This is a genomic window from Streptosporangium sp. NPDC001681 (assembly GCF_040298085.1).
GTDB lineage: Bacteria > Actinomycetota > Actinomycetes > Streptosporangiales > Streptosporangiaceae > Streptosporangium.
In genome coordinates this window covers 1-7,791 of the sequence record NZ_JBEOZN010000229.1, presented here as the reverse complement: position 1 = coordinate 7,791, position 7,791 = coordinate 1, and the positions used below count along the sequence as shown (strand labels likewise).

Genomic DNA, 7,791 nt, shown 5'->3' with positions numbered 1-7,791 from the left:
GACTCCAGCTTGAGGCCGAGGTCCTCGCTGATGACCTGGGCACCGGTCAGGATGCCGATGTCGCCCAGCATGGCCTTGCGGCGGTCACCGAAGCCGGGCGCCTTGACGGCGACCGAGCGGAACAGACCGCGGATCTTGTTGACGACCAGGGTGGCCAGGGCCTCGCCCTCGACGTCCTCGGCGATGATCAGCAGCGGCTTGCCGGCCTGCACGACCTTGTCGAGAACCGGGAGCAGGTCCTTGTTGGCGGACACCTTGGAGTTGACGACCAGGATGTACGGGTCGTCGAGGACGGCCTCCATACGCTCCGGGTCGGTCACGAAGTACATCGAGGTGAGGCCCTTGTCGAAGCGCATACCCTCGGTGAGCTCAAGCTCCAGGCCGAAGGTGTTGCTCTCCTCGACGGTGATGACGCCTTCCTTGCCGACCTTGTCCATCGCCTCGGCGATCATCTCGCCGATCTGCGGGTCACCCGCGGAGATGGAGGCGGTGGAGGCGATCTGCGCCTTCGTCTCCACGTCCTTGGCCAGCTTGGACAGCTCCTCCGAGACGCGCTCGACGGCGGCCTCGATGCCCTTCTTCAGGGACATCGGGTTGGCGCCGGCGGCGACGTTGCGGAGACCCTCGCGTACGAGAGCCTGAGCGAGCACGGTGGCGGTGGTGGTGCCGTCACCCGCGACGTCGTCGGTCTTCTTGGCGACCTCCTTGACGAGCTCGGCCCCGATCTTCTCCCACGGGTCCTCGAGCTCGATCTCCTTCGCAATGGAGACACCATCGTTGGTGATGGTGGGGGCGCCCCACTTCTTCTCCAGAACGACATTGCGGCCCTTGGGGCCGAGGGTCACCTTAACGGCGTCCGCGAGCTGGTTCATGCCACGCTCGAGACCGCGCCTGGCGTCCTCGTTAAACGCGATCATCTTGGCTGCCATACGGCTAGACCTCCCAGAGACAGGGTGGCTTGCACCGGACCGAGCCGACGCCCGCGACGGCATGTGGGCCCACGACTCCGTTCGGCGGGCCCCATCGCCTCGATCCAGGGTTGGCACTCTCTATGCGCGAGTGCCAACAATGTGTTTAGCACTCTACCTTGTCGAGTGCAAGCCACGATCCCTTGACCTGCGCCGCGCCCGGCGCGGACATCCGCTCCAGGCCACGTCAGCGCATGCTCCACGTCATGCAGGCGTGCGTTCCGCGCAAAGCGAAGACCCGGCTCGCCGGTTGGGGAGGCGAGCCGGGCCTAGGCGGTGTGGATCCAGCGGACCGCGTTGCCGCGGGGTCCACCGACCCCTCCCTGCGGGTTCACGGGACGGCCATGTCAGACCGCCCGGACGGACTCCGCCTGGGGACCCTTCTGACCTTGGGTGATCTCGAACTCGACTCGCTGGCCCTGCTCGAGTGCACGGTAGCCATCCATCATGATCGCGGAGTAATGGACGAACACATCCTTACCACCGTCTACCGCGATGAAGCCGTAGCCCTTGTCCGCGTTGAACCATTTGACGGTGCCCTGCGCCACTTGCGACTCCTCTTACTGGACTTAAGGACGACGCCCATTCCTCGCGCGAAGTCCTCAATCTCCGGGGCGGACTTCGCCACATCGATCGTCCTCGACCATACCTGTGGGAACCGGTAGGGCAACAGAGTCAAGCACCAAACTAGCTCTTTACAAGAGCATTTAGTACGAGAACACAGTTTGACTATCACTATTAGTTAGTTAAAGATTACATTATCTTTCCCCACCGCGAATACCGGTTTACGCCACAAAGCAGGACACCCGCACGCGGCCGGAGCCGGGCGGGTGTCCTGGAGAGGCGTCGCGAGCGCCCCGGAAGGTGAGGCGGGTGCGACCGGCGCAGTGCGGGCGGGGCGGGACTCAGCCTCCGGCGACCGCCGGGATGATGGAGATCTGGACGCCGGAGGGCGTGGCCGTGTCGAGGTTGTCGGCGAAGCGGACATCCTCATCTCCGACATAGACGTTGACAAAACGGCGAATCTTGCCCGTTTCATCAAGAATTCGGGCGCCGATCCCCGGGAAGTCCGCGTCAAGCTTCTGGAGGACGTCGCGCAGGGTCTCACCCTCTCCGGTCACCTCGGCAGCACCATCGGTGTAAGTCCGGAGAATCGTCGGAATCCGCACGGAAACGCTCATAATTCAGTACCTTTCACGATTTCTAGGCGATTGCCGCACGGAATGCGTCAAGAGAGGGGCGGATCACGGCGGTGGGGCGCGCCTCGGCGGCCACCGCGTCGAGGGTCTTGAGACCGTCGCCGGTGTTGAGGACCACGGTCTCCGCCTCCGGGTCGAGCCTCCCTGTCGCGACCAGCTTGCGAAGCACGCCGACGGTGACACCTCCGGCGGTCTCGGCGAAGATGCCCTCGGTCCTGGCCAGCAACCGGATCGCGTCGACGATCTCGGGGTCGGTGACGTCCTCGACCGCGCCGCCGGTACGGCGGGCGATGTCCAGCACGTACGGGCCGTCGGCGGGGTTGCCGATCGCCAGCGACTTGGCGATCGTGTCCGGCTTCACCGGGCGGATCACGTCGTGGCCCGCCTTGTAGGCGGCGGAGACCGGGGAGCACCCCTCGGCCTGGGCCGCAAAGATCTTGTACGGCCTGTCCTCGACGAGACCGAGCTCGATCAGCTCCTTGAAACCCTTGTCGATCTTCGTGAGCTGGGAGCCCGACGCGACCGGCACGACGATCTGGTCGGGAACGCGCCAGCCGAGCTGCTCGGCGATCTCGTACGCCAGCGTCTTGGAGCCCTCGGCGTAGTACGGCCGCAGGTTGACGTTGACGAAGCCCCACTTCTCGCCCAGCTCGTCGCCGATGAGCTCCGAGCAGAAACGGTTCACATCGTCGTAGGTGCCCTCGATGCCGATGAGCCTGCCCCCGTACACGGAGGCCATGACGACCTTGGCCTGCTCCAGGTCGGCGGGGATGAACACGCAGGCGTCCAGCCCGGCCCGCGCGGCGGCGGCGGCAGCGGCACCGGCCAGGTTGCCGGTGGAGGAGCAGGAGAGGGTGTGGAAGCCGAAGTTACGGGCCGCCTCGACGGCGATGGCCACCACGCGGTCCTTGAAGGAGTGCGTGGGGTTGCCGGAGTCGTCCTTCACGTGCAGCGAGCGCATGCCCAGTTCACGGGCGAGGTTGCCGGCGTTGACGAGCCTGGTCCAGCCGGGCTCCATGTTGGGCTTGGTGGCCACGTCGGCGGGGACGGGCAGCAGCGAGCGGTAACGCCAGATGTTGGCCGGCCCCTCGGCGATCTGCTCCCGGGTCACCCGCCCGAAGTCGTAGGCGATCTCAAGGGGCCCGAAACACTCGGCACAGGCGAAGCTCGGGCCGAGGTCGTAGCGGGCACCGCACTCGCGACAGGACAGGGCCACGGCGGGGCCGAACTGCTGGTTTTGCGTGTCTTCGACACGACCAAGCGAGGCGGTGGTGTTCTCAGTGGTTGCGAGCGCCATGAAGCGAGGCCTTTCCCTCATCTTCGTCTGCGGACCACCCTGGTCACAGACCGGAATTGGCACCTGTCCCGGCTGACCTCGTGTCGATCACGAGTCTTGAACCGGGATGGTTGCCGGGGCTTCGCAGGGCCGATCCCTCCACCCCTCTGGATGAGCAAATATTCAGTTGGAAACCTGACACGCAGGTCCTAAGCACTCTACATCGCCGTACCGCCGCCCCGGCCACCTGTCTCACTCTACGAGACATGACGTGTTACCTGACGGACAGAGCTCCCCGGCCCCAGGGGCGCTCCGCCACTGCCCGCAGGCACCGCACCACGGTGGACGTCCCGTGGAACCTCCCGCGGAAGGCGGGTCAGGGGGCTTTGGTCTTCAGTGTGTAGGGGCTGGAGCCGCTCACGGAGACCACCTGGTAGCGGTAGAAGCCGGGCGGGCCGGTGTAGCTGATCTGCTCGTCGGGGCCCGCGCCCTCGGAGGTGGCGACGGTGGTCCAGCTCGACCGTTGCCACCTTTGGAGGTAGAGGTCGAAGTCGACGCCGTCACCGCCGTCCAGGCAGGCGGAGTGCGTACCGGCGACGGCGGCCCGGTAGTACCGGCTCGGCTGGGAGACGGACTGACCGTTGTTCAGCGTGCCGGTGTAGGTCTTCGGGTAGCCGCTGCAGTCCTGCTTGCCCGATGGAGCGGTGCCCGGGGAGATGTCACCCGACGAGCTGGCGGTGCTGTCGGTCAGCAGGGTCAGGTCGTAGGCGGTGAGGATCTCGTTGAGCGGCTGGAAGTAGGTGACGCCACCCGTGGTGCAGTCCCCGGAGCCGCCGGAGGTGACTCCCTGGGCCTGGTCCACCGAGATGAACGAACCACCCGAGTCACCCGGCTCGGCGCAGACACTGGTACGGCCCAGGCCGTGGATGGTGCCCTGGGGGTAGGTGACGCTGGCACTGAGCTGCCGGATGAGACCGCAGTGCCAATCGGTGGTGGAGCCGGACCGGCAGATCGAGGCACCCTCCAGGGCCGGCCTGGAGCCCGCGACGGGCACGGTACCGCCGACGCCGTTGCTCACCACCGGCTTGGGGCTCCAGCCGGCGTTCACCGCGACCCAGGCATAGTCGTTCTCGGGAAAGGACGACGCCCGGAAGACCCCCTGGGGCACCCGGTTGAAACCGGTGGTGGCATCGCCGGTCTTACCGCAGTGACCGGCACTGACGAAACCCGCCTGGGTCCCGCGCATCACCGAGAAACCGACGGAGCAACGACTCGCGACACCGACGTAGTAGGCGTCACCACCCTGCACGTCACTGAGGAGCCGGGGCCGCTCGGTGGACGGCACCACCTTCACCGCCTCCGTGTCGAGGCCGGCGGCCTCGATGAGGTCCTCCGCGACCAACGGCTCCGACGACAGGACGACGACCCTGTTGTTCCTGGCATCGACATAGCGGACACTTCCCTCGTTCTTGGCACCGGGTACCGACTGGTCGAGGCCGTCTATGTGCCTGTCGAGCTCCGCCAGCGACCGCTTGACGACCTCGGCCCGGGCACCCGCCGCGATGATGTGGGGGATGTCGGCCTCGTTGGTGGTGGCCACCACAAGGGTCTGCGCGATGGTTCCCATCAGCCACGAGCCGCCGAAACGGTCACCGAGTCTCGCACGGAGCTCCGCCGCCACTCCCGTCAGGCGAGCCTCGTTGAGCAGGCGTGCCTGGGCCTGTTCCCTGGTCAGTTCCAGGTCGCGTTGGAGCGCCTCCAGCATGCCCGACGGCGGTTTCCAGACGGGCGCGGTGACCGGAACACCCGTCACCTTCGGTCCGGCGGCGACGGCCGGCACGCCCGTCAGGGTGAGCGCGGTGACCGCCAGCACGCAGCCCGTGGCGACGACATGTCTGCGGGACATGAATCCCTCCTCGACCTCGGCTTCCACAGCAAGAGGGGGAGAGCGCCCCACGGGCAACGCCACCCTAATCCAGCCGTTGCCTCCAAGACCCCCAAAAGCCACACGCCACGCGGCAGACGATTTCGATCGGGATCTCGCCTCGCCGGCGCGCCCTCGTTCTCGCGAGGGGCGCCCCCCAGGACCGGCTCGCGTTCCCCGGCCCCGTCGAGATCAGAAGCCGTAGGCGTCGCCCAGAGCGCCCTGGACGTACTTGCGCGCCTGGTGAATGCGGGACTTGGCGGTGCCCAGCGGGATGCCGAGTTGCTCGGCCACCTCGTTGTAGTCGAGCTGGCAGATGTCGCGCAGCACCAGTGCCTGGGCGAGATCGGGCTTCTCCGCCTCCAGGGCCTCCATCACGTCGAGCAGGTCCAGCCTGGACCCGGCGATCACGCTCACCCTGGCGACGTCCGGCTTCTGCAGCGGCAACTCGTCCGAGCTCTGCTCCGCGGCGCGACGCTTCAGCGAACGGTAGGTGGTCCTGGCGCAGTTGGCGGTCACGATGTGCAGCCAGGTGCTGAACTTGGCGCGCCCCTCGAAGCGGCCGATGTTGCGTGCCACCGCCAGCAGGGTGTCCTGGCAGGCCTCCTCCGCGTCCTGCCGGAAGGGAAGGATGCGCCCGCAGTGCCGGAGCACCGCGGGCTCGATACGCTTCAGCAGCTCGCCGAGCGCGCGGTGGTCACCTTGGGCGGCCGCCCGGGCCAGCTCCTCGGTCGTCTCGTCCAGCGCCATCACGAGCCCCCATCAGCGGTCACGGTCGCTGGACATCCTACGGTCGGAGATCCCCGTTGCCGACCTTCGGCTTCGTTACAAAAGCACACGAACCCGAAATATGGTGATTTTCACTTCTAGCTGTGCCCCCAGCGGGTCCGCTGAGGGCACAGGACCGGTTGTCACGGTGTCGTGAACCCCAGGATGTAGGGGCTGGAGCCGCTCACGGAGGCCACCCGGTAGCGGTAGGCACCGGGCGTGCCGGTGTAGCTGATCTGCTCGTCGGGACCCGAACTGTCCGAGACGGCGACGGTGCCCCAACCGGTCCCCTTCCACTTCTCGAGGTAGAGGTCGAGGTCGACGCCGTCGTCCCCGTCCAGGCAGCCATGGTGCTGACCTGCGACGGTCGCCCGGTAGTAGCTGGTGCTCGGCCGGTAGACGACCTGACCGCTCTCCAGATTACCGACGTAGATCTTCGGGTAGCCGGTGCAGGTGCCCGTGCTCGGCGAGGTGATCGTGTCGGTCACCAGGGTCAGGCCGTAGGCGTTGAGGATCTCGTTGACCGGCTGGAAATAGGTGACGCCACCCGAGGTGCAGTCCCCGGAGCCGCCGGAGGCGACCCCCTGGGCCTGGTCCACCGAGATGAACGAACCACCCGAGTCACCCGGCTCGGCGCAGACGTTCGTGCGGGTCAATCCGGAGACCGCACCCTGGGGGTAGGTGATGCTGGTATCGAGCTGCAGGATGACTCCGCAGTGCCAGTCGGTGGTGGAGCCGGATCGGCAGACCGAGGAACCCTCGACGGCCACCTTGGAGCCGACGACGGACACGGTGCCGCCGATGCCGTTGCTGACCGCCGGCTTGGGCATCCAGTTGTGGTTCACCGCGACCCAGGCGTAGTCCTTGCCCGGGAAGACCGACGCCTGGAAGGTCCCCTGGGGCACCCGGTTGAAGCCGGTGGTGGCATCACCCGTCTTACCGCAGTGACCGGCACTGACGAAACCCGGCTGGGCTTCGCGGGTCACCGAGAAACCGATCGAGCAGCGGCTCGCGACACCGATGTAGTAGGCGTCGCCGCCCTGCACATCGTGGAGGGGCTGGGGCTGCTCGGTGGACGACACCACGCTCACCGCGTCCGTGTCCACATTCGCACCCTTGATGAGGTCCTCGGCCACCGTGGGCTGCGCGGACAGGACGACCACCCTGTTTCTCTTCGCGTCGACGTAGCGCACGCCCGCCACGCGCGGCTTGGCGGGCAGCACGTCGTCGGCCTTCTCCCTGAGCAGGAGGAGTTCCGCCAACGACCGGGGAACGATCTCGGCCCGGGCACCCGCCGCGATGATGTGGGGGATGTCGGCCTCGTCGGTGGTGGCCACCACAAGGGTCTGCGAAACGGCTCCCATCAGCCATGAGCCGCCGAAACGGTCGGCGAGCCTCCTGCGGAGCTGCGCCGCGATCGGAATCATGCGGGCCTCGTTGAGCAGGCGCGCCTGGGCCTGCCGCCTGGTCAGTCCCAGGTCGCGTTGGAGCGCCTCCAGCATGCCCGACGGCGGTTTCCAGGCGGACGCGGTGACCACACTCCTCGCCCGGGGCCTGGCGTCGGCCGGCACGCCCGTCAGGGTGAGCGCGGTGACCGCCAGCACGCAGCCCGTGGCGACGACATGTCTGCGGGACATGAATCCCTCCTCGACCTCG

7 protein-coding genes and 1 riboswitch are annotated in these 7,791 nt (G+C 67.2%); all 7 genes read right to left on the bottom strand.

The window, feature by feature from the left end; translation table 11 throughout:
• Positions 1-929 (bottom strand): chaperonin GroEL (gene groEL / locus ABT130_RS46265; RefSeq protein WP_350966296.1); only part of this gene is annotated, 929 nt, incomplete at its 3' end.
• Between the two features lie 386 nt (positions 930-1,315).
• On the bottom strand, positions 1,316-1,516 hold the full coding sequence (locus ABT130_RS46260) for a cold-shock protein (protein WP_012895270.1): 201 nt from the start codon (positions 1,514-1,516) through the stop codon (positions 1,316-1,318).
• Between the two features lie 357 nt (positions 1,517-1,873).
• Complete coding sequence (locus ABT130_RS46255; RefSeq protein ID WP_350915621.1) at positions 1,874-2,149, bottom strand: MoaD/ThiS family protein; 276 nt, start codon at positions 2,147-2,149, stop codon at positions 1,874-1,876.
• Positions 2,150-2,171: 22 nt separating this feature from the next.
• Positions 2,172-3,464: a threonine synthase gene (gene thrC / locus ABT130_RS46250; protein ID WP_350966295.1), complete on the bottom strand. Its 1,293-nt coding sequence runs from the start codon at positions 3,462-3,464 to the stop codon at positions 2,172-2,174.
• A 14-nt stretch (positions 3,465-3,478) separates the two neighbouring features.
• A riboswitch (SAM riboswitch) is annotated at positions 3,479-3,621 on the bottom strand.
• 198 nt (positions 3,622-3,819) lie between these two features.
• Positions 3,820-5,349: a S1 family peptidase gene (locus tag ABT130_RS46245; protein ID WP_350966294.1), complete on the bottom strand. Its 1,530-nt coding sequence runs from the start codon at positions 5,347-5,349 to the stop codon at positions 3,820-3,822.
• A 210-nt stretch (positions 5,350-5,559) separates the two neighbouring features.
• On the bottom strand, positions 5,560-6,117 hold the full coding sequence (locus ABT130_RS46240) for an RNA polymerase sigma factor (RefSeq protein ID WP_350915613.1): 558 nt from the start codon (positions 6,115-6,117) through the stop codon (positions 5,560-5,562).
• 161 nt (positions 6,118-6,278) lie between these two features.
• Positions 6,279-7,791 (bottom strand): S1 family peptidase (locus ABT130_RS46235; RefSeq protein ID WP_350966293.1); only part of this gene is annotated, 1,513 nt, incomplete at its 5' end.

Coding starts and splice junctions, on each gene's coding strand:
- ABT130_RS46245 (WP_350966294.1), bottom strand. CDS start 5,349: ATGTCCCGCAGACATGTCGTCGCCACGGGCTGCGTGCTGGCGGTCACC.
- ABT130_RS46255 (WP_350915621.1), bottom strand. CDS start 2,149: ATGAGCGTTTCCGTGCGGATTCCGACGATTCTCCGGACTTACACCGAT.
- thrC (WP_350966295.1), bottom strand. CDS start 3,464: ATGGCGCTCGCAACCACTGAGAACACCACCGCCTCGCTTGGTCGTGTC.
- ABT130_RS46240 (WP_350915613.1), bottom strand. CDS start 6,117: ATGGCGCTGGACGAGACGACCGAGGAGCTGGCCCGGGCGGCCGCCCAA.